The following is a 19,936-nucleotide window of genomic DNA, read 5'->3' on the forward strand; positions in this document are numbered from 1 at the left end:
ACATCTATCTTGTCAATCGCGGCTGGTCCTCATCTGATCTCGACGCCATGCGCGAGGACGAGTTTCTGACCGTCTTTGACGAGCAATTGGCGATGGATGAGGCAAAGGCAGAAGCTGAGCGCAAGGCGGTCGAGAAAACTGCCGGGCACAGATAGGACTTTTCCATGACCATGCGCCTTGGCATTGTTGCAGACTTTACCGACCGTGCGTCCAAACGCATGGCAAAGCTGCTGCGTGCCAACAAGAAGCTGGAAAAGGCCAACAAGGCACAGGGCAAACTGGCCAAGCAACAGGCTGCTCAAACGAAAGCGCAGACTGCTGCCCAGGGAAAGTTTGCTTCTCAGGTAGAGCGATCCAGCCGGTTGATGTCGGTGCTCAAGGCGACGGCGTCAGGAGTGGCGTCTGGCATCGGCGCGGCCAGTGCTGCCATGTTGCGCTTCACCGGCACTATCTCGCGCGCCATTCGCAGGATCTTCAGTCTCAAGGCAGCACTCTCCCGCGTCAGCAAGGGCGTGGACATGATGAAGACAGGGGCTGGCAAGATTGCACGCGGGGTCATGGTGGCCGGTGGGCTTGCCCTTGGCGCAACCGCGCTTGCTGGTGGGGCTGCCAATGCGGTCATTGGTCCGGCTGCCCAGATGGAGAAATACCAGACCATTCTGGAAACCACCACCGGCTCCGCCGCCAAGGCTAAGGAAGCCATGGCATGGGTGACGGACTTTGCCGTTAGAACTCCCTATGAGCTGCAGGATGTCATGGGCAGCTTTGTGCAGCTGCGCAATTACGGTCTTGAGCCAACCAATGGCCTTCTCAAGACCCTTGGCGATACTTCCGCTGCCATGGGCAAGCCCATCATGCAGGCGGTCGAGGCTATGGCCGATGCGGTCACCGGGGAGAATGAGCGGCTGAAGGAATTCGGCATCAAGGCCCGTAAGGCGGGCAAATACTTCTATTACGAATACACCCAAAATGGCGTGACCAAGGTCGCAAAGGCTCTGGCCTCTGACCGGGCTGCCATTCAAAAGACCCTCTCCGGTATCTTCGATGCCAAATATTCCGGTGCGATGGAGAAGCTCTCCCAGACATGGGAAGGCATGTTGTCCAACCTTTCGGACATGTGGTTCAAATTCCGTCTGATGATTGCCGAGAGCGGCCTCTTCGACTTTGCCAAGGAAAAGCTGCGCGGTCTGCTTGATCTCATCAACAAGATGGAAGCGGATGGCTCCTTGAAGGTCTGGGCCAAGGAGATCGGCGACAACATCATTGCGACCCTGCAGGCAGCATGGACCTTCGGCCTTCAGCTTTTCGACATCATCAAGCAGGTTGGTTCATGGCTCAAATTCGCCGCCGATGCCCTTGGTGGTTGGAACCGGCTCGTTGGGGTGTTTATCGCTCTGCCTCTGCTCGGAACCATTGCCGGTATCATAACCGGCTTTGCCCAACTCGCTGCTGGCTTGATGCTGGTCGGGTCCGGCATTGCGGCCTTGTCCTTGCCTGTTATGGCGATCATTGCCGGTGTGGCGGCCGTCGCGTCAGCCGCCTATCTCATCTATGACAATTGGGACGGCATCGTGGACTGGTTCAGCAGCCTCTGGACCGGGATTGTCGATTATGCCAGCGCGGCATGGGACTGGTTCAAAACCAATATGTCCTGGCATCCGCTTGCCCTGATTGCAAACAATTGGGGCGAGATCTCCGCATGGTTTTCAGCATTCTGGGACCGGCTCAAAAACACCGCCGATATGGGCTGGCAGGCTGTCAAAACGCTATTCGACTGGTCTCCCCTTGGTCTCATCATCAACAACTGGTCTGAGATTACTCAATGGGTTGGCTCTTTCTGGGACGACCTAAAGGTCCGAGTGTCAGCAGGCTGGGAAACCATAAAATCAACCTTCACTGTTGACTGGGCAAGCCTCCTTTCAACCGGCCTTCCTGAAGCCGTCCAGCGCATCATAGACACCTTCTCGAACATCAACCTGTTCCACGTGGGCGTAAAGATCCTCAAGAGCCTTTGGGATGGCATGTTGTCTCTGGTTGACCAGATGGTTTCCAGTATCAGCAGCAAGCTCTCCTCCATGATGCCGACACTTCCCTCTTGGCTGGGTGGCGGCAAGACCGAGGCCGTTCAGCAGCGAGCCTCCGGTGGAGCCTTTAACCGTGGCCCACTGCTGGTGGGCGAGAAGGGGCCAGAGCTCAGCTATGCCAACCGCAGTGGCTTCATCGCCCATCATGACCAACTCCAGCAAATGGCGGCCCTGTCAGACCGGATCCGACAGGGCACAGCAACGGCTGCTCTTGCCGCATCCGTTGCCACGGCCTCACCAGCCATTGCGGCATCCGCTCCGGTTGCCGCGTCACCCAGCGTTTCGGCCCTGCATGCGAGCGGGAACACTTCCGGCGCGTCTACGGCGCAAAGCGGGCATACCTTCCATATCCAGTTTTCTCCGACCGTAACGGTGGGTGAAGGCGCATCCATCAGCCGAGAAGAAATCATGGATCTACTCAATGAGCAGGCAGACGAGCTGGTGGATTTGGTCAAGCGCAAAATGGACGAGGATGGAAGGCTCGATTTCTGATGACGGTGTATGCCTATCTCGGTGACTTCACGCTTGGACAGAGCAATGCCATGTCTGGCCCCAAATCCGATAGTCAGACTTGGGGCAACACCATCCATGAGCACAAGGTGGTGCGAGGCAAGCCGGTGCCGCAATATGCCGGTGAGGAGCTGGACAAGCGAACGCTCGAATTCTTCTTTGATGAAAGCTTCTGCGATCCGCAAACAGAATATGCCCGCCTCAAGGCTGCCCGCTCTTCCGGCTCGGTGATGCCGTTTACCTCCGGACATGGGGACTACGACGGCACCCATTACCAGATCACCTCCATCTCTCCGGTCATCGAGAAAACCACTTCGGGCGGGCGCATTGTTCGTCTGTCCGCCAGCATCGAGCTGCTGGAGGTTCCCTCCTTTGCTTTGTCTCTGCGTTCTGCGGTTTCTGCGGTTGCAACAGCGGCCTCAGCCATCATCAACCCGTTGACCAGGAAAAGCTAAGCGATGACTGAGGTCGTTAAAACCGGAGACTATCTCGAACATTTAACGGTCGCTGGAGATCGCTGGGATTTACTCGCCTGGGATTATTACAGCGATGCCAGCAAGGACAATCTGATCATCGACGAGAACCGGAATCTCTATCTTTCCACTCTTGATCCCATTCCTGCCCTTCTCCCACCAGGTCTCTCACTTCGCATCCCTGTCATCGAACAATCAACGCTCGATGACAGCCAGCTACCGCCGTGGAAGCGACGCCAAAAGGACTGATGTCATGCCTAGAATCGCCCCTCTCTTTCTTCTTCTATCTGCGCTCCTGTTCGTCGGTGGTTGTGATTTTTCCCCTGCACCAAAACCAAAAACGTGCTTTCTCGTCGGTGATAGCATCGGCGTTGGTCTGTCCTGGTATCTCAAAACCTGTCCAGCCTCCGCCAAGGTTGGGCTATCCTCCAACGCGGTTCTCAAGCGCACTGAACCAGCCGATGTGCTCATTGTCTCGGCGGGCTCCAACGACCCAGACAACAAACGGCTTGAGGCCAACCTCAAAGCCATTCGGGACAAAAGCGGCGCGGCGACTGTCATCTGGATCGAACCGCGTCACAAAAGAGCATCTGCCATCGTGCGCAAGATTGCCCAACGGAACGGGGATTTGGTGATCTTTTTCAAGGCAGGCAAGGACAAGGTCCACCCCAGATCCTACAAACGCTTGGCGCGTGATGTGGCTCAGTCGCTCAAGGGATTGCTGTAAAGCTCATGAGCCAGCTTGCCGAACCGACTGTCTCGCTCACCATCAACGGCATTGAGGTTGGGTCTTATTTCGCGCCCTACCTTCTTGACTTCACCTGGGCCGACAATCTCCACGGCAAGGCCGATGAGATTGCCGTGCGCTTGCGGGATGACAGCGGCCTGTGGCGCGGTGCCTGGCGACCCGATGAGGGCGATCTGTGTGACGCGAGCATCGGCTACAAGGGCGGTCTTCTGATGCCCTGCGGGGCCTACCAGATCGATATTCCCGACGCTAGCGGCTCCCGTGGCAATGACATCGTCTGCTTCCGGGCGACATCAGCCTTTCCGGAAAAAGATCAGCGCACACAGAAGAGCAAGGGCTCAGAAAAGACCGATCTCAAGAAGATCATCACCGAGACCGCCAACAATCTTGGCTACACGGTCTCCGGCGACATCGAGGAGCTGAAGTTCGATTACAAGCGCCAACGGCGCGAGAGGGATCTCTCCTATATCAGACGGCTCGCCGAGGACTTCGGGTATTTCGTGGCGATCAAGCATCGCCAGTTGGTCTTTTTCAAGCGAAAGGATCTGGAAAGCCAAGGCCCCGTCAAAACGTTCGAGCTGAGTGACCCGACACCAATCACCCGTTGGCGGGCCAAGGACCAGTCTTCAAAGACTTACAAGAAAGCAAAGGTCTCCTATCTTGACCCTACCTCGAAAAAGATCATCAAGGCAGAAGCGGAGGATGCCAGCTCCAAATCCGGCGATGTCCTGAAGATCGATGAGCGGGTGGAAAATGAGGAACAGGCTGAAAAACTTTGTAAAGGACGGCTCGCCAAGGCAAACGAGGACAAGCGCACCGCCAGCCTTTCACTTGTTGGAGACCCCACACTGGTCGCAGGCCTCGTCGTGGCCCTCGGTCCGACCTTTGGCCGCTATGCAGGCAACTATCTCATTCACAAGGCCGTCCATTCCATCAAGCGCGGCAACTATATCACCAGACTAGACCTGAAAGGCATTTGAGATGACCGAACGTTTCCGCAACAACGAGAAGAATTCGCCATACCGGCGCGGCACCGTCAAGGAAATCAATGAGGGCCGGATCCGCGTCACCTTCTCCGATGAAGACGAAACCGACAGCTTCTGGCTCAATGCCAATCAGTCTGGCACTGGAGCCAACAAGAGCTGGTCCATGCCCAATGTCGGCGAACAGGTCAATTGCCTCATCGACTGGGATGGCGAAGATGGCTGCGTCCTTGGCTCTTGCTGGAACAAGGAAGACAGCGCTCCGAGCGATGATCCCGGTGTTGAGCATATTGTCGATGAAAGCGGCCTTGAAATCATCCGAGATCGAAAGAGCGGGAATATCACGATCCGGAATGCCGCATCCGTTCGCGTTGAAGGCAATGATCTCGTTGTTTCTGCCGAGACCCATCTTGGTGGAGATGGCGGTAAGGCGGTCGCCCGTATCGGGGATCATGTCCTGGTCAGCAGCGGTTCCAGTGCAGGGCTATGGCCTATTGTCGAAGGATCCTCAAAGGTGTTTGCGGTGGATTGATGGGATATTTTTTTATTGTCATAGCAACTGTAATAGGGGTGACTGTTGTCGCTAATAGCTATGTCAGATACCTGGCAGTCATTGTCAAAGCAGAAGAACGACTGGCGATATCCAAAGAGGAAACAGAGCGAATGAAACTCGCGCTTCATACAGTTCAATGCGATTTTAGAAATACAGACCCCGGAACACTTCCGTAACCTCTAAGTCCACCATTTCCTATCCTGCTGACAGATATCCCTCATTTTGGATCTGTCGGCATGGTGCAAATCGATTATCTTCATTGGCAACATAAGGTCACTCTGGGCGCGAACGCCGCCTGGGGCGAGATTGCTGTCGGGCTGGATGATCTGCACCAGGCTGTGCGCATCATTGTGTTGACGCCAAAGCGCTCGGTGCCGACCGAGCCGGAGAAGTTCTGCGACGCCCTCGACTATATAGACCGTCCACCAGCCGTTGCCATTCCCGCCATCAAACGTGCTGTCTGGGATGCTATCACGCTCTGGGAGCCGCGTATTGTTCTCGACGGAATCGAAGCGGAGATGGTGGATTTAGCGCATTATGCGATCACCATCAGTTGGCATCCGGTTGAAGGCGTCCTGAAGGAAATCCAGCGGACCAAGGTTCTGTTGCAGGAGGCCGCGTGATGTCCTCCGGCCTCATCAAAGCCTATAGCGCTGAAGAGCTGATCGCCCGTGGTGCGCCGCAATGTTTCACGGTCACGTCCTCCCAATGGAAAGAAAAGCTTGTCAACTGGTTCGAGACGGACGCTGACGGCCCTCAGCGCAAGCTCTATCCGGCTCAATATGAGCAGATCCTCATTGACCTTCTGTCCTATGGCTTCGCGCTGCTCGGGCAGGAAGGGCAAAATGCCTCAAAGCAGCGCTGGCTGCTGTTCGCCGAGGGCAAGCATCTTGATGTCGTCGCGGCCAACAATTCCACCTACCGCCTGAAGGCAGCCGCCGCTACCTGCGAGCTGGAAATCACCCTCGACGCGGCGCTGGTTGAAGATTTCTATTTGGCTGCGGGCACGCTGGTGACCGGTGGCAAATTCAGCTTCGTGACCGATGAGCAGGCTCTGATCGAAGCCGGGGCATTGTCCGCCAGGGTCGGTGCAACTGCGACCGAGACGGGCGAAGCCGCCAATGGCCTGATGACTGGGCAGATCAACGCCTTCCAGTCGTTTCAGGAAGGGGTGTCGGTGGTGAATGTCACCGACACCGAGGGCGGGGCCGATGAAGAGGGGGATGCCAGCATTCGCATGCGAGCCGCCTATGCCCATGATCGCATCTCCAAGGCGGGGCCGAAGGAAAGCTATCGCCAGCAGGTTCTGGCCTATAGCTCGGCCATCATCGCGGTGGCCGTCGTGCGCCCGGAACCGGGGCATATCTGGATTTATGTGTTGCTGGAAGATGGAGTGCCGTCCGAGGATTATTGCGCCCGTGTTGCCGACTGGCTCGATCCGGAAGGCAAACGCCCGCAAGGGGACGATGTTTCTGTCTTTCCGGCAGAGGCGGTGAGCTTCACCATCAGCGGCACGGCTCTCATCACCGGCAATGCCACCACGGCAAAGAGCGAGCTGGAAAGCGACCTTGGGGATGCATCCGGCATCTGGCAGCGGGCGCTGGGGCCGTATCTGGCCTTGTCGGCCCTCACAGTGGTTGCCCGCAACAACGCCAATCTCGTGGACATCGACCTCGTGGTCTCCGGCCTTCAAGACCGACAACTGGAGCCGCATCAGTTTGGCGTGGTCACCGATATCGATCTGACGATGGAGGTGGTCGATGGGTGATCGGTCTGTGACACGCGGCATTCCTCTCAAGGCCATCCCTCCGGGCATCAATGATGCCCGCACCCGTGCGTTGGTCGGGGCCTTTAACGCCATGGCCTCGGAGTTGGACTTCACCGGCCTCTTGATGCGCACTGGGGATGAGATCCCGGACAAGGCGTTAAGCTGTGCGCTCCATGACTTCTCCCTAACGGAGTTTGTCGGCCCGGACGGTTTGCCCGCCAATCTGGCCCGCAAGCTGATCGATGATGCGTGGGCTCTTCATGAACAGCAGGGCACGGATGCCGGGGTGAAGCTGGGGCAGAACCTTCTTGGCATCGGGGTCACCATCGAGCACTGGTGGCAGAAGGAGCCGATTGGATATCACGACACCCACACCATCACCCTCAATCTGGGGGACAGTGACGATCCTCCTACCGACCCTCTGGGACCGGAAGTGCAGCAATCTGCGCTGAAGACCATTGAAGCGACCAAACGCTGGAGCCAGGACACCGATCTGGTCTGGCGGACCCGTGCCCGCATGGACCTGTTCGCTCATGCCATCACCCAGGATCTCAATCGACTTAGAATTCTGCCGCCAATCGCGACGGAACTAAACGGCACCATGAAGATGGTGATGGCGGGCTGCGCCTCGACCGGTGAATTGGTCCGGATCAAGCCAAGGCAAATCACCGCGATCCATGACGCCATGTCGCTGGCCTTTGGTGGCTCGACATCGGTCGGTGAAGTGATCCGTCTTTATCCTCCCGTAGCTTCGGGCCTTGAAAGCCAAGCGCCCTATCATCTCGCTCTCGGGGTCCGTCCGGCCAATCCGATTGTCACCATCCTGCCCGAGGAGAATGCATGACAACCTATTCAACGCGCCTGACCAATGCCGGGGCAATTGCCCTCAATGAGGCAATCACAGGCGACACCGCCGTCGCTTTGGAGGTGCTGGCGGTTGGCGATGCCAACGGCGCGGACTATGTGCCTGACGGCAGCGAAGCCGCCCTTATCAACGAACAGCACCGCCTACCACTGGCCTCGATTATTCCTCATCCTGCGAATGCGAACTGGCTGGTTCTGGAAGCGGTTTTGCCGCCCGATGTTGGTGGCTGGTGGATCCGCGAGGTTGGTGTCTTTGATGACAATGGCGACCTGTTTGCCATTGCCAATTTCCCGCCAACCTACAAGGCCCTGGCAGCCGATGGTTCAGCATCGAACTTGACCATCCAGATTGTTCTACAAGTCAGCGACACCAATGCCCTGACCTTATCGGTCGATGCGGGCGAAGGCTATGCCACTCCGGCATTGATCGAAGCCGCCTATCCTTGGGCGACTGAGGCTGAAGCCGCAGATGAGGCAACCGAACACAAGGTTGTCGATCCAAAGCGACTGGCTCATGTTCTGGCCCTTCTTGATGCAGCCCCGCGAGACGAGCTGCAAGCCTTGTCAGATGCGGTCGATCTGGCTTTGCAAGGCAAGGCGGACAGCAACCACAATCACGACGGCCAGTATTACTCCGAGGATGAGGTCGACAATCTTCTATCTGGAAAGTCAGACACATCACACAGCCACTCGGAGTATCTGACCACCTCAGGCAAAGCCGCTGACTCTGACAAGCTCAATGGGCTTCGCGCCAGCGAAATAGGTGGCGGTAAATACCTAGGGCTGAAGACTCTATCTTCCTCTGGGACTCATACATTGGCAGCAGGCACTAAACACGTCTTCGTGATGGCCTTCGGAGGCGGTGGGGGCACCAACCGGCGAGGTGGCTTTGATATTAAAGGTGGGGACGGTGGAAAGGTGGCTTTCTGGTTGGCAGTCGATGGAACACTTTCCGTGACCATTGGTGCGGCAGGGTCCAGTACAACAGGTCCTTGGGCTACGGCGGGGACAGGCGGTACCACAAAGGTAGCTGGCGTCAACCTGACGGGTGGTACAGGTGCCTTCTCGGGTAACTCAAACGAAAGCGGAGGCAGCGGCACCAACGGTAAGGTGTCGAGCACGTCGCGGATCGTGAATACCAACTTCTACCTCGAAGGTACAAACTACGGCAAAGGTGCAAACAAAAGTCACTACGCTGGTAAGGGTGCAGTCATTCTGTATCAGTTTGGATAAACACATGACAATCAAAGCAATCGTAAACTCCGATGATGGAACTATTCTTAATATCATCGTTGCAGGTGATGACCCTCTGGAAGCGGAAGCAGCCACGGTCATCGTGGATGATCCCGATGGACAGGCGCAAATTGGAGGTACATGGTACGAGGCTGAAGGCTTCACGAAGCCGATCACATCTCTTCCGCCTCTCGGTCCTCTGTCAGCTAGACAGATCCGCCTTGTCCTCAATCGGCATGGCTACCTCGCTCAAGTTGAACCGGCTATCGCAGCTATCCCTGATGAAACCGAGCGCAACGAAGCACTAATCGAGTGGACCTATGCGTCCTCTTTCGAACCTGACCATCCCCTGATCGCATCCATGCGTCTCGCCCTAGGTATCAGCGAAGCTGACATGGAAACGATGTGGCGCGAAGCCATGGCACTTTAGCGGAGCTGAATGATGACTGCTGCAACTTACTATACCCGCCTGACTGACATCGGCTCCAGTGCCTTGAGCGCTGCCATCACCGGTGGGGCTTCGGTCTCTCTGACCCATCTGGCGGTCGGGGATGCCAATGGGGCCAGTTATGAGCCGGACGGCTCGGAAACCGCGCTGGTGAACGAAACCCACCGGCTCAATATCACCTCTATCACGCCTGATCCTCAGAACCCGGCTTGGCTGATTGTCGAAGCGATTATTCCGCCCGATGTGGGCGGCTGGTGGATCCGGGAGGCGGGGCTGTTTGATGCGGACGGGGCGATGTTCGCCATCGCCAAATATCCGCCAACCTACAAGGCCATTCTGACGGACGGCACGGCCTCGACCCTGACCATCCAGATTGTGCTTCAGGTGACCAACACCGACAGCATTCAGTTGGTGGTCAATCCCCTTGATGGCTATGCGACCCAGAACTGGGTTATCTCTCGGTATCAGTGGGCCGATGAAGAAGAGGCAGTCGATGCCAGCGTTGAGACCAAACTGATTGATCCCAAGCGGCTCGCTTATGCATTGTCTCAGCTTTCCTTTGCCTTGCCCGACGACCTAACGGCCTTGGACCAAGCCTTGAGGCTGTTGCTCGCCAACCACAATCATGACGGGGTCTATGCCGCCGCCAATCACGCTCACGATGATCGCTATGCGCTGCTCGATCATCTTCATGACCAGATCTATGCGGCGAAGGTCCATGATCATCTGATCGACGACATCAAGGGCATTCACGGTGTGTTCGATTTGGCCAGAGGTCTAATCGATGGAAAGACGCCAGCGCAACTGGGCGGTCCTCCGGTGGCGACCATTCGGCACGAAGCAGCCAGCGGGGCCAATGGCGGCACGCTCTATGCCGGATCGTGGCAGAAACGCCCCTTCAATGTGGAAGATGATCCGGTTGGTCTGATTGCTTTGTTCGATAGTGAGTTCACTCCTTCGGAGGATGTTTACATCAACGGCTGGGCTGTCATTCATGATACCGGCAAAACGGCCTCACGCGTGTTCTGTGTCTCGGACAATTCTTTGGTGTCGGTTGGTTCCAGCGGCCACTCCAACCCGACTTATCACAGCACTTCGCACAGCTTCTTCTCGGCCAGACTGAAGGCGGGCAAGACCTATCGCATCGACATGAAGGGCGAAGTGACATCGGTCGGCTTTGGTGGAGCCATGGGGCATGGGCAGAATGAGCTATACGCCCAGATCGACTTCTGGCGACGGTGATGATGATTGAGGCGCTTTGTGTGGAACTGGGCGGAACAGTTCAGACGCGCCGCATCGCTCTCTTGCGCTATAGGAGCGGGAGACCTGGACATCAAGTCCAGATACCGGGCCTGAGATTGGCGTCCTGACCCGATCGATGACAGCAATCACAATCATCACTCCCGCCGCTTCTATCGATAGAGGCGCACTATGGGTGATTCTCGATCAAAAGAACATAGTGAGAACAAAAATGTTTGAGGCTGTCACACCCGTCAAACCTGTTGCCGCCTATATTGGCGGCAAAAGCCAATTGGCCAAGCATATTGCAGGCCGCATCAGCAGGATCGATCACGCCAATTATGTGGAGCCCTTTGTTGGTATGGGTGGCATCTTCTTCCGCCGCTCCCAGCGCCCCAAGTGCGAGGTGATCAATGACATCTCCAAGGATGTCATCACCCTGTTCCGGATCCTACAACGCCACTATCCGCAGTTTCTTGACACCCTGAAATTCCAACTCACCAGCCGGTCGGAGTTCGAGCGGCTCAAGGCCACAGACCCGGACACGCTGACCGATCTGGAACGCGCCGCCCGGTTCCTTTATCTCCAGCGCACGAGCTTTGCGGGCAAGGTGAACGGTCAGACTTATGGTGTTGCACTGCGCGGAGCGCGGTTCGACCTGACCAAGATCGTGCCTCTGTTGGAAGATGTTCATGAGCGCCTCAGCGGCGTCACCATCGAATGCCTGCCCTATGCCGACTGCATCAGCCGCTACGACCGGCCAGAGACACTCTTCTATCTCGATCCGCCTTACTGGCAGTGTGAGGACTATTACGGCAAGGGCGTCTTCGGTCCGGATGATTTCCAGAAGCTGGCCGACCAGCTTGAAACCATCAAAGGGCGCTTCCTCTTCTCCATCAACGATGTGCCTGAAATCCGCGAAATCTTCAAAGGCTTCGATATCGAGGAAGTCTCGCTCAGCTACACAGCCAACGACAAAGGGCAGAAGAAGGCCAAGGAGTTGGTGATTGGGAATTGAGAAAAACCCATCTGCTCTGTGCTGACGTTCGTGCCAACCGCAAGGAACGTCGGTTCAGAGCCCTTTCGCGACCTTCAAAATGAAGGAACGTTCGCATCCGCAACAAAGGGCGGCTGAAAATCGCGGCCCTTTGCTGTCTTTCGCAATTGGCGGTGAAATGTGACTATTGCAGATCGAAAAGGCAGTGCGATGGATCGCGCTGCCTTATATTTTTTTAAAGCGATCTGCGATTAGAAGTTGCGATTGTAACGCAGATAGCTGTAGAGCGTGGTCGTATCACCCAGACGCTCCACATCGACATTGGCACGGATCGCGGACCCACTTGACAGAGATATGGTGTCAAGGCTCAGGCTGCCGCCGCCACCACAATCCGAGCTATTCTCACCCGCCCATTTGCGCTGACAAAGGACCGTCGGCCCGAAGGAGATGGTCGCCGTTCGGCTATCCGATGACAAAGCGTCAAAAGGCATCTGAATTTGTGGCGTGAACTGAAGACGAGCAACGGTCAAATTGTCTGTATCCAGATCCAAATCGCTGGTGGAGCCAGAGACGGTGGAATCGAATTTGTCACCGGAGAGCCATGCGTGGGACAGGCTGGCGGATAGTTCGGGGATGAGATTGAAGCCATCATAATTGATAACACCGGACAAAGTGCTGCCCATCAAAGCGGTTGTTGCCCAATAGGTGCCATCAACATCCGTGGTGCCATCGCTGAGTTCCAGATCGTTATGCTGATACCCAACTTGTACGAAGATATCGGCAAAGAAGGCCTGATTGATGCGTTTGACGGCATAAGCGCCAATATTGCCACCGATGCTTGTTTGATCGCCGGAGAAGGTGCCCTCAACGTCCGCTTTGCCCAGGTCAACACCGAGGAAATAGCCAAGCAGCATTTCTTCACCCAAGCGGTGTTCCCGTGCTAGACGTCCCGATCCCATGACGCTGTTTGAGCCATTATCATCGTGAGAAAAGGTCAACCCACCGGAGACGACGAAACGTCCATGTGTGTCACTGTCTTCATCTTCATGGACTGCCAGAGCTTTGGCCGCAATCCCCGCAGGGGTGCCATTGATAGAGCCTTGATAGGCGAGAGGCCCAACACTATTTGTTCCAGTCAGAACTCCACCGTTTATATCCTTGGTGAACCGATTGCGTGCCTGAGACATGAAGCGGTTATTGATAAGAGCTTGCTTGCTCAGGGTTTCTGACACCTGGTTTTCGATGATTGTTTCGGTTGAGCCCTTCTCGTCCTCTCCCGTATCGCCACCGCTAACCTGAACGGTGGGATATTCTTCGTTGCCAAAAATGTCCCAAAGTCTTGTTCCACTCGTAACTGTGGACCCTCCATATGCTACATCTAGATCGCTATCAGCGATGCCGCAAGTGGTGGAGATTTCGCTCAAGAGATTGCTGGCGTCTCCATATATCCAACCAGTGGTTTTTGAGCTGCCGGATGGGCAGTTGTAACTGACTTGATAAGCCATCACAGCCCAAGCCGAACCGCTAGCACAGGAAAGGATGAGTCCTAGGACAAGTGCAGTCAAAGGAGCGTAAAGAAGTCTTTTTGGATGGTTCATTGATTTTGGCTTTTTATTGCAAAACTAGACGTTCCAATCGACGTTAGAGCTTCGCTAACAAATAGCCAATCAATCGTGCATTCTTTTTCACAAGTAGTTGAAATTACAAGAGATTTATACGTCAAATTACTTACACAAAATGTCCGTTCTGAGCTTTATTGGTTTGTTGGCGATAGTGATTGATTTAGTAGGTTGAGGCATTCACAAGAAAATCGTGGCCTTCTTTTCTGAAACGGAACACGCTATTTTCACACTTCGTTAACTTTTTGAATCCGGTAGTGGGGAGCAATGAGATCATTCTGTTCATGAACGGTCCACTGTCCTCGCGAAGTCGAAGCCCTTCTTTAGACACAACATAGCCTCAAAATCAGCAATAGTCCGCTGTGCTGTAAGGGCTGTATGGAATGACTGGAAACAGCCAGCTTTGCCAGAAATGCACTCAGTGACCATTAAATTTCGGCGATGCAGCGAATGTCCCCTTCGTCCGCAGTGCAGCCAATCGTTCGGACTATTTCGAATGGCTGCTTTTCACTCTTTAAATGCGTCTTTATAGGGGAGAAAAAATGCCCTTAAATGGCATGCGTTGAACTAGGCTAAAAAGACTGACTCATGCGGACTACCTTACGGTAGAGGTTGTGCAAAGAAAAACGTCGACCTGTGCAAAGCGAAAAGGCGCGCCACACAAAACCGCGCGAAACGCTACACGCGCGAAACGCTACAACCAAAGACGCACTCGATATACTGCGCACTTCACATCTCTAAACCTGAAATCTTGTGAAATTTTGGTAGCGGAGGAGGGACTTGAACCCCCGACACGCGGATTATGATTCCGCTGCTCTAACCGGCTGAGCTACTCCGCCATACCAAGATGTGCCCCGAAGGGGCGAGGCGTGAGTGGCTTATAGGCATCGCGCCTTGGGCTGTCAAGCTGGCATCGACACAAGCTGACAGAAAATCAGCCATTGTGAATAACGGCTTGGCACCAATCGTCTCGGCTGCCCGGCGCAGTGCGCAAACGTGGCAGAGTTGCGCGGGCCCAGCCACTGTTTCCCCGTCTTCTATCGCGTATTGCGGTGCTTCAAGTCAGCTTTGGGAGTTTGCGTTTTTGCTCAAGGGTTGCAGCCTTGGTTGACGTGTTGCCGGGGAAAATGGAGAGCCTTATCTGTTTAGGCTGGCTTTCGGGGCTGACAATTTGCATAATTTCCTCTAGGTCGAGCGACAAATGAGACTGGGCCGAGCAATAAATGAGACTGGGGCCGCGGGATTAACCGGCCCGGAACGTACGCGGGGCGCTTTCGCGCCTCTTCAGGAGCCAGGTCAGAAGTCATGTCACGCATTCCCGGTTCCAGTGGAGAGAAGACGCTCAAGGCCATCTATGAAGCGGCGACGGATCTCATCTATCTCAACGGATATGAGGCGGTGTCCCTAAGGCAGTTGGCGGGAGCCGTTGGGATACAGGCCGGCTCGCTCTACAATCACATCGCGTCCAAGCAGGATCTCCTCTACAAACTGACGCTTGATATCATGCTCGAGCACAATGCAGCGCTGGATGATGCCTTGCATGACAAGGCGGATCCTGAAGCGGCCTTGATGGCCTTTGTCCGCTCCCATATCACCTATTATGCGGTTCGCAAGAAGCAGGTCTTCATCGGCAATTTCGAGCTGCGCAGTCTGACCGGAGAGCACTACAGGCAGATCGTCCTGTTGCGCGATCAGTATGAGAAGCGGCTTGTAGCGATCCTTGATGAGGGAATCAAACGCGGGTCTTGGTCACAGGCTGACATGCGGGTAACGGCAAAGGCCCTGATCGCGATGATGACTGGCGTGTGCATGTGGTACGACCCCAAGGGGGACTACTCCATCGATGAACTGGTCAAGCACTATCAGGCCCTGATCATGGGCGGTGTCAAACAGGGGACAGTCTGAGGCTCGGGTGATGGAAACAAAGCTCAATTATAAGGCGATGGGACCAGAAGGTGGCGGTGCTGGCGGAGTAGCGAGCGGGACCGTGGTGTTCCTGCATGGCTTTGGAGGCGATCTCTCCGGGTGGACGAATTTTCAGGTTGGTTTGTCTGCGAGCCATCGCAGTCTGGCCTTTGATCTGCCCGGACATGGCGGGTCTGTCAACTACGGGGTGACCTGCAATGCCGCAGTGGCGGCAAAGGCTGTCGGGCAGGATCTTGATGCGCTCGGAGTGGCCAAGGTGCATCTGGTGGGGCACTCCATGGGAGGGGCTGCTGCCGCGGTGCTGGCGCTCAAGAGGCCGCAGATGGTTGCCTCGATGACGCTCCTCGCGCCGGGCGGGTTTGGCCCCGAGATTGATCAGGCATTGCTGCGGGCGTTTGCGGGGGCCTTTGATGTCGAAAGCCTTCATGGGGCTCTGTCGCGGTTTTTTGGGCCTGATTTTCGTCTGCCGCGCAAGATGGCAGAGTATGACCTTGCGCAGCGCCAGCGTCCGGGCGCCCAAAAGGCGCTGGCGGCGACGGCGGACGCGATCCTGCATGGCGATGGGCAGAAGGTTCTGCCACTTGACCGGATCGGGGCGCTTCCCATTCCGATCCGGGTGATCTGGGGGGCGGAGGATGCCGTGGTGCCTGTCTCGCAGGCGTTCGGCTTACCGCCGATGGTGGCTGTGCATGTTTTCCCCGGTGTTGGGCATATGCCGCACCTCGAGGCCGGACGTTCTGTGCTTTCGCTCGTTCGGCAGACGATCCGGTCTGCGCGATGAAGATGGTGATTGGAACTGTCCGAAAGTGTTGATCCCCTTACGGTTTTTCGAACTCGTTGGGAATAGACTGGTTACCAATTGCTTAACGAAGGGGTGCAGATTATAATGGAAGAGTCTTTTCCCTTTGAGATTGGCAATGCCTAAGGGATGACCCTCTTGCATTTAACGCGGGACTCAGGGCAGAAGCCCTCATTCAAGTCGCGTGAGCGGTCACAGACAAAGGGTGTCAGCAAAATGGTGGGCGAGAATGGATGAGCAGATGAAAACAGAACAGGGTCGCAGCCTTGGTCGCGCCATTCGGGATGTTCGCATTGCGGATGCCGAACAGAACAATGTCGTTGTGGAACTGGGCGACACCGAGCGGGCGCGTCTGGAACTGCTGCATGAGGCGCTCGAAGATGTGTCCAAGGAAATGCCCGAGGACATGGAGATGCTGACCTTCCAGATCGTTCCGGGTCGCAAACCACGGTTCTGGGTTGATATCACCAGCTTTGTCGAAATGGCGCGGGACAAGCGCACCTACCGCTTTCTCAAAGACACGCGCCTTGGGCGTGTGGTGCTGATCGAAAGCCACGATGTTGATGATGTCGCTGATCGTGTTACCCACTATATCGCCGAGCGCATCGTTGAGCGTGAGAAGGCTCTGGAGTCGGACTATCTGCTCAAGAAAATGAGCGACAGTGCCATTGATCCATCCGTGGTTGAGACTACCAAGCGTCAGAAGAAGACACGCAGCGGAACCAGTTGGCTCTGGTGGTTCCTGTTCGGTATTCTCGCTGGTGCTGTCGGGCTCGTGCTCTATGCCTGGTTCTTGCCAACCAATTTCTGATCAGGCACCTTCGCTGTCAGCGCGGTGCAATCGTCAGGTGTTGGGAATCGAGAGATACTGACGGTTGACTTCCTTTAGCGTGCCGGAATGGTCAAAGCCGCGTTCAATCAAATTGCAGCGCCAGGACCCGGGCTCTCCGTCTATATCGAAAAGATTATAGCGTGCGGGTGGCTTCTTGGTGCCGGTGCCCTGAGAGGCGCTGGGCACACATATCACCGGCACAGGTCCATCGGGTGAGGGCATCTGCATTTTGGTGTCCAGATGCGTGTGCCCGTGCAGGATCAACTCGGCACCCTCTTTGCTGATGACCTTGCGGAAGAGGGAGCCGCCAACAAGGCGCTTATACCATTGGGTGGCGTTCTTGCAGGGCGGATGATGGATCATCACGACGCGGAAATACTCGCGCCTTGCGCAATCTTCCAGCAAAGCGGAGAGCCGACGAGCCTGCGCCTTGCGGAAATAGCCGGTGGCCATCAGCGGCAAGGTTGCCGTTGCTGAATTGACGCCGATCAGGGCGACATTGCCGCGCACACGCAAATAGGGATAGGCCGGGCTGTAGTCCGCTTCGACGTGATGGTCGCCACGCATGTAATTGGTCCATGATTTTTCGGCGCTCATACGGGCGCGTGGCACATAGGCATCATGGTTGCCGGGAATGGCGGAGACATAGTCTGGCGGGCCAAGGGTCTCGAGCCACTTGCGCGCATTGGTGATTTCGGCCGGCAGCGCCAGATTGACCAGATCGCCTGTTACGGCCAGATGGTCGGGGGCCTGCCTGCGCATGTCGTCAATGAGCGCATCGAGGGTGCTGTTGGTCAGGACGCCCTTGCGGTTCCGGCGCCAGTTGATGTAGCCAAAGATCCGTTTGCTCGCCAGTTGGGCAAGCGTAGGAGAGGGCAGGGGGCCCAGATGTGGGTCCGAGATGTGTGCCAAGCGAAACATGGTTCAGCGGATAGTCGCTTTTTTCGCGTACGTCCAGAGCGGAATGCGTATTGTGAGCACAAACTTGAACTAAGGACGATAAAAAGCGGCGGCAGTCCGGTCCGGTCTGCCACCGCTTTGATATTCATTCCATCCGGGCCGCGCATCGTGTCGGCGAACGGATTGTTAGCCGATCGGGTTGATCAAGGTGTTGACAACGCGGCGATCTGACATGTCGACTGCAGGGCGCCATTGGTAGCGGGCAGCCTTTTTGCTTTTTTTGAGGAACTTCATGATGGGCCTCTTCATGTGTTCAAATTTTAGCCAAAGGGTGCTGAATAAATCAGCAATTGCCGCCAATGTGCTCTTCTTGCGTTACGAAACCAATGACAAAACGCAAAAATACGAACATATTAGCTATGCGTTTTGTGCATGGATTAAATCATGAACATATTCAACAAATTATCGTTTTTTAAAATATCCTTTCACATACCGCGGTGGTTGATAAGTTTCTCCATGCTTTTTCAGTGCGGATTCCGGGGTGTTTCGGTCGGAACACGGGTTATTATCCTTGATGATGAAAATGCTGTTTTTTTAGTCAAGCACAGTTATTTGGCAGGGTGGTATCTGCCCGGCGGTGGCGTGGAGCGTGGCGAGCTTCCTGTTGTGGCGGCAAAGCGGGAAATGGAAGAGGAAACCGGGATTGTGTGCACCTCCAATCCGGAACTCTGGGGGCTGTTTCTCAATGACAAGCTCATGGTGCCGGACTATATCGCCTGCTATGTGGTGCGCGACTGGCGCTGGGGCAATGATGAGGGCGTGCCGAGCACCTTCCCGTCCGATGATGGAGAAATCATCGAGGGTCGGTTTTTTCGTCTCGAAGCCCTGCCCCCGGACATTACGCGGGCCACGCGGACGCGTCTGGAGGAGTGGCGGCAGGGACGGGAGAGCGCACCCTTCTGGTGACTATTCTGCTGTTTATTCTTTTTAAATTGCCATTTACGGCATTAAATGCTGTTAAAATTATGATTATATCATTTAATCTCATATAGACAGGCAAAATGCGGTGTGTTAGTGGGTTGAAAATCTGTTTCAAAGACCACTTGGATGGACCAAGACCATGCGACGACTTTAGGGAATGAGGATGATGGAGCCGTATCATCAGCCTCCCCCGATCTGATGCGGCAATATCCCTCTCATAAGTCAGCCATTTTCAAACAATGGCCCCTGCTTGAAAGTTGCGACATGTATCTTGAAGGCGTCACCACTCAAAGTGGAAAAACTGGACAAGCTCCCATGTGCCGGCCCGATTTCAATCTGGAGCGCGAATTGCCGCTCCACAATGATGCCATCGAACAATTGCACCGTGATGCCTTTGGCCCGGGGCGGTTTGCCCGGACAGCCTTCCGGGTCCGTGAATCTGTCGATCCTGAACGATCTCTTAGTTATGTGGCTGTGTGTGCCGGGCATCTGGCGGGATCGGTCCGCCTGTCTCCGATTACCATTGGCAAATGCCGTGCGCTGCTGCTTGGGCCGCTGGCGGTCCATCCGCAGTTCAAGAATCAGGGCGCTGGGCATTTGTTGATGGAAAAGGCCATCGAGGAAGCGCACAAGCTCGATTATTGTTCGATCCTGCTGGTTGGGGATTTCGACTATTACGCCCGTTTCGGGTTTGAACGTGTGCCGCATGGCTTGATTGAAATGCCGGGCCCGGTCGATCCGTTGCGGCTGTTGCTTCTGCCGCTGAAGGTCGATCAGGTCGACCAATGCAAAGGCTTCGTCAAGCCAGGTGTCTAGGCCCGGCATGGTGAGCCAGTTCCCATTTGATCATTGTCCCCCTTTGCTTCGCTCCCTTGCGCTCTTATAGTCGCGGTGGATTCGAATTCTGCCGATATGGAACGGAAGCGGTTTGCTTGCGTTCCATTGTCGGTATCCGCGTTTGAATTCTGCAGTACCGAGC

At 55.5% G+C, this 19,936-nt stretch carries 20 protein-coding genes, 1 tRNA gene and 1 pseudogene; 18 read left to right on the forward strand and 4 right to left on the reverse strand.

What is annotated here, in order from left to right; genetic code table 11:
- Positions 1–164 precede the first annotated feature (164 nt).
- From CPH65_RS08405 to CPH65_RS08465, 13 genes are all read left to right on the forward strand, one after another.
- Complete coding sequence (locus CPH65_RS08405) at positions 165–2,576, forward strand: tape measure protein (RefSeq protein ID WP_096173078.1); 2,412 nt, start codon at positions 165–167, stop codon at positions 2,574–2,576.
- Positions 2,576–3,049 (forward strand): phage tail protein, encoded by a 474-nt coding sequence (locus CPH65_RS08410; protein ID WP_096173079.1) that lies wholly within the window; start codon positions 2,576–2,578, stop codon positions 3,047–3,049. Before CPH65_RS08405 ends, CPH65_RS08410 begins: the two co-directional genes overlap by 1 nt.
- A 3-nt stretch (positions 3,050–3,052) precedes the next feature.
- The gene (locus CPH65_RS08415) at positions 3,053–3,316 is read left to right on the forward strand and encodes a tail protein X (protein WP_096173080.1); all 264 of its coding nucleotides are present in this window, start codon (positions 3,053–3,055) and stop codon (positions 3,314–3,316) included.
- A gap of 4 nt (positions 3,317–3,320) precedes the next feature.
- A complete protein-coding gene (locus CPH65_RS08420) occupies positions 3,321–3,794 on the forward strand; it encodes an SGNH/GDSL hydrolase family protein (RefSeq protein ID WP_096173081.1) in 474 nt (157 codons plus the stop codon).
- 5 nt (positions 3,795–3,799) lie between these two features.
- On the forward strand, positions 3,800–4,795 hold the full coding sequence (locus tag CPH65_RS08425) for a phage late control D family protein (protein ID WP_096173082.1): 996 nt from the start codon (positions 3,800–3,802) through the stop codon (positions 4,793–4,795).
- 1 nt (position 4,796) lies between these two features.
- Entirely contained in the window at positions 4,797–5,330 is a 534-nt protein-coding gene (locus CPH65_RS08430) for a phage baseplate assembly protein V (protein WP_096173083.1), read from the forward strand.
- Between the two features lie 257 nt (positions 5,331–5,587).
- On the forward strand, positions 5,588–5,974 hold the full coding sequence (locus CPH65_RS08435) for a GPW/gp25 family protein (RefSeq protein WP_096173084.1): 387 nt from the start codon (positions 5,588–5,590) through the stop codon (positions 5,972–5,974).
- Positions 5,974–7,119 carry a baseplate J/gp47 family protein gene (locus CPH65_RS08440; RefSeq protein WP_096173085.1) on the forward strand — a complete coding sequence of 382 codons (1,146 nt, stop codon included), beginning with the start codon at positions 5,974–5,976 and terminating at the stop codon, positions 7,117–7,119. Before CPH65_RS08435 ends, CPH65_RS08440 begins: the two co-directional genes overlap by 1 nt.
- The gene (locus CPH65_RS08445; protein WP_096173086.1) at positions 7,112–7,963 is read left to right on the forward strand and encodes a phage tail protein; all 852 of its coding nucleotides are present in this window, start codon (positions 7,112–7,114) and stop codon (positions 7,961–7,963) included. The genes CPH65_RS08440 and CPH65_RS08445 overlap by 8 nt, the downstream gene beginning before the upstream one ends.
- A complete protein-coding gene (locus CPH65_RS08450; protein ID WP_096173087.1) occupies positions 7,960–9,216 on the forward strand; it encodes a phage tail protein in 1,257 nt (418 codons plus the stop codon). The genes CPH65_RS08445 and CPH65_RS08450 overlap by 4 nt, the downstream gene beginning before the upstream one ends.
- Before the next feature lie 4 nt (positions 9,217–9,220).
- A complete protein-coding gene (locus tag CPH65_RS08455; protein WP_096173088.1) occupies positions 9,221–9,646 on the forward strand; it encodes a hypothetical protein in 426 nt (141 codons plus the stop codon).
- Between the two features lie 12 nt (positions 9,647–9,658).
- On the forward strand, positions 9,659–10,906 hold the full coding sequence (locus CPH65_RS08460) for a phage tail protein (RefSeq protein WP_157747574.1): 1,248 nt from the start codon (positions 9,659–9,661) through the stop codon (positions 10,904–10,906).
- 229 nt (positions 10,907–11,135) lie between these two features.
- Complete coding sequence (locus tag CPH65_RS08465) at positions 11,136–11,921, forward strand: DNA adenine methylase (protein WP_096173090.1); 786 nt, start codon at positions 11,136–11,138, stop codon at positions 11,919–11,921.
- A gap of 230 nt (positions 11,922–12,151) precedes the next feature.
- Here CPH65_RS08465 and CPH65_RS08470 read toward each other — a convergent pair whose 3' ends face one another.
- From CPH65_RS08470 to CPH65_RS08475, 3 genes and pseudogenes are all read right to left on the reverse strand, one after another.
- Positions 12,152–13,324 carry an autotransporter domain-containing protein gene (locus tag CPH65_RS08470; RefSeq protein WP_096173091.1) on the reverse strand — a complete coding sequence of 391 codons (1,173 nt, stop codon included), beginning with the start codon at positions 13,322–13,324 and terminating at the stop codon, positions 12,152–12,154.
- Positions 13,325–13,746: 422 nt separating this feature from the next.
- Positions 13,747–13,924 (reverse strand): annotated as a pseudogene (locus tag CPH65_RS24495) (IS6 family transposase); the annotation flags it as partial.
- Between the two features lie 357 nt (positions 13,925–14,281).
- Positions 14,282–14,358 (reverse strand) — tRNA-Met (locus tag CPH65_RS08475).
- 466 nt (positions 14,359–14,824) lie between these two features.
- On the opposite strand from CPH65_RS08475, the gene CPH65_RS08480 reads away from it, so the two are divergent.
- From CPH65_RS08480 to CPH65_RS08490, 3 genes are all read left to right on the forward strand, one after another.
- Positions 14,825–15,424 (forward strand): TetR/AcrR family transcriptional regulator, encoded by a 600-nt coding sequence (locus CPH65_RS08480; RefSeq protein WP_096173092.1) that lies wholly within the window; start codon positions 14,825–14,827, stop codon positions 15,422–15,424.
- A gap of 10 nt (positions 15,425–15,434) precedes the next feature.
- Positions 15,435–16,226 carry an alpha/beta fold hydrolase gene (locus CPH65_RS08485; protein ID WP_096173093.1) on the forward strand — a complete coding sequence of 264 codons (792 nt, stop codon included), beginning with the start codon at positions 15,435–15,437 and terminating at the stop codon, positions 16,224–16,226.
- Positions 16,227–16,485: 259 nt separating this feature from the next.
- Positions 16,486–17,055, forward strand: a complete 570-nt coding sequence (locus CPH65_RS08490) for a hypothetical protein (RefSeq protein WP_197703985.1) — start codon at positions 16,486–16,488, stop codon at positions 17,053–17,055.
- Positions 17,056–17,088: 33 nt separating this feature from the next.
- On the opposite strand, the gene CPH65_RS08495 is transcribed toward CPH65_RS08490, so the two are convergent.
- Entirely contained in the window at positions 17,089–17,997 is a 909-nt protein-coding gene (locus CPH65_RS08495; RefSeq protein WP_096173095.1) for a metallophosphoesterase, read from the reverse strand.
- Positions 17,998–18,492: 495 nt separating this feature from the next.
- On the opposite strand from CPH65_RS08495, the gene CPH65_RS08500 reads away from it, so the two are divergent.
- Together CPH65_RS08500 and CPH65_RS08505 are read left to right on the forward strand one after the other, a co-directional pair.
- A complete protein-coding gene (locus tag CPH65_RS08500; protein ID WP_256385221.1) occupies positions 18,493–18,942 on the forward strand; it encodes an NUDIX domain-containing protein in 450 nt (149 codons plus the stop codon).
- Positions 18,943–19,272: 330 nt separating this feature from the next.
- Positions 19,273–19,773 carry a GNAT family N-acetyltransferase gene (locus CPH65_RS08505; RefSeq protein ID WP_096176310.1) on the forward strand — a complete coding sequence of 167 codons (501 nt, stop codon included), beginning with the start codon at positions 19,273–19,275 and terminating at the stop codon, positions 19,771–19,773.
- Positions 19,774–19,936: the final 163 nt, after the last annotated feature.

It is taken from the genome of Cohaesibacter sp. ES.047, from assembly GCF_900215505.1.
Taxonomy (GTDB): Bacteria; Pseudomonadota; Alphaproteobacteria; order Rhizobiales; family Cohaesibacteraceae; genus Cohaesibacter.